The sequence below is a fragment of the Poinsettia branch-inducing phytoplasma str. JR1 genome, from assembly GCF_000309465.1.
Taxonomy (GTDB): Bacteria; Bacillota_I; Bacilli_A; order Acholeplasmatales; family Acholeplasmataceae; genus Phytoplasma; species Phytoplasma pruni.
The window spans coordinates 1-1,238 of sequence record NZ_AKIK01000084.1; the positions used below are offsets into that span (position 1 = coordinate 1).

A 1,238-nucleotide genomic window follows, 5' to 3' on the forward strand; every position below is an offset into this window, starting at 1 on the left:
TGAAAAATTACTTTTAAAAAGAGGATTAGCTCAGTTGGGAGAGCGTCTGCCTTACAAGCAGAATGTCGGGGGTTCAAGTCCCTCATCCTCTACCAATTTTTACAATCACAATTTTAAAGCCAAAATAGCTCAATAGGTAGAGCAACTGACTTGTAATCAGTAGGTTGCGGGTTCGATTCCTGTTTTTGGCACCATTAGGCGGCCCGTTAGCTCAGTTGGTAGAGCACTTGACTTTTAATCAAGGTGTCAAAGGTTCGAGTCCTTTACGGGTCACCATTTTATTAATTTTTAGACAAATATAAACGAAAACTTAATTTGGCTTATTTGCCTGAATGGTGGAATAGGTAGACACGTGGGACTTAAAATCCCATGGTTTTTAGAGCCGTGCCGGTTCAAGTCCGGCTTCAGGTACCATTAAAAAAGGGGTTTTAGCTCAGTTGGTAGAGCGCCTGTCTTGCACACAGGAGGTCAGCGGTTCGAATCCGCTAAGCTCCACCAACATTAATATTAATAATTTCAAAAATTAAAAAAACAAAATTTAAACAAAGGCGGTGTAGCTCAGCTGGCTAGAGCACATGGTTCATACCCCTGAGGTCGAGGGTTCGAGTCCCTCTGCCGCCACCATCGTATGGACCTGTAGCTCAGTTGGTCAGAGCCACCGGCTCATAACCGGTTGGTCGTAGGTTCGAATCCTACCGGGTCCACCATAAATTTAATTAAAATTTTGTTATAATTAAATTTTGGAGGAATACCCAAGTCCGGTTGAAGGGGCCAGTCTTGAAAACTGGAAGGTCTGAAAGGGCGCGGGGGTTCGAATCCCTCTTCCTCCGCCAATATTTAAAAATAATTTTTTATAAATATTTTCCAATAACTTATGTTATAATTTTTATGATTTAAGTTGAGATCGCGGGATAGAGCAGTTTGGTAGCTCGTCGGGCTCATAATCCGAAGGTCGTAGGTTCAAATCCTACTCCCGCAACCAAAAAAACACAAAAAGGTCCGGTGGTGTAGTGGTTAACATGCTTGCCTGTCACGCAGGAGATCGCGGGTTCGATCCCCGTCCGGACCGCCAAATAAATAATATTTGGCTCTGTAGCTCAGTTGGTAGAGCAGTGGCCTGAAGAGCCTCGTGTCGGCAGTTCGATTCTGTCCGGAGCCGCCATTGATTATATTTAAAATTAACTTTTTTTAAACAAAATTTAATGCATTTGTTATAATATTTCTGTATTATTAATTTT

At 42.2% G+C, this 1,238-nt stretch carries 11 tRNA genes; all 11 read left to right on the forward strand.

Annotated features, from left to right (window positions below):
• Window positions 1-19: 19 nt before the first annotated feature.
• The 11 genes from ON17_RS01990 (at window position 20) to ON17_RS02040 (ending at window position 1,162) form a co-directional block, all read left to right on the forward strand.
• Window positions 20-95, forward strand: a tRNA-Val gene (locus ON17_RS01990).
• Window positions 96-118: 23 nt separating this feature from the next.
• Window positions 119-194, forward strand: a tRNA-Thr gene (locus tag ON17_RS01995).
• A gap of 6 nt (window positions 195-200) precedes the next feature.
• Window positions 201-276: transfer RNA gene (locus tag ON17_RS02000), tRNA-Lys, on the forward strand.
• A 50-nt stretch (window positions 277-326) separates the two neighbouring features.
• Window positions 327-414 (forward strand) — tRNA-Leu (locus ON17_RS02005).
• A gap of 8 nt (window positions 415-422) precedes the next feature.
• Window positions 423-498, forward strand: a tRNA-Ala gene (locus ON17_RS02010).
• Between the two features lie 49 nt (window positions 499-547).
• A tRNA-Met gene (locus tag ON17_RS02015) sits at window positions 548-624 on the forward strand.
• A gap of 6 nt (window positions 625-630) precedes the next feature.
• Window positions 631-707, forward strand: a tRNA-Ile gene (locus ON17_RS02020).
• A gap of 35 nt (window positions 708-742) precedes the next feature.
• Window positions 743-833 (forward strand) — tRNA-Ser (locus ON17_RS02025).
• A gap of 72 nt (window positions 834-905) precedes the next feature.
• A tRNA-Met gene (locus ON17_RS02030) sits at window positions 906-982 on the forward strand.
• A 14-nt stretch (window positions 983-996) separates the two neighbouring features.
• A tRNA-Asp gene (locus ON17_RS02035) sits at window positions 997-1,072 on the forward strand.
• A gap of 14 nt (window positions 1,073-1,086) precedes the next feature.
• Window positions 1,087-1,162: transfer RNA gene (locus ON17_RS02040), tRNA-Phe, on the forward strand.
• Window positions 1,163-1,238: the final 76 nt, after the last annotated feature.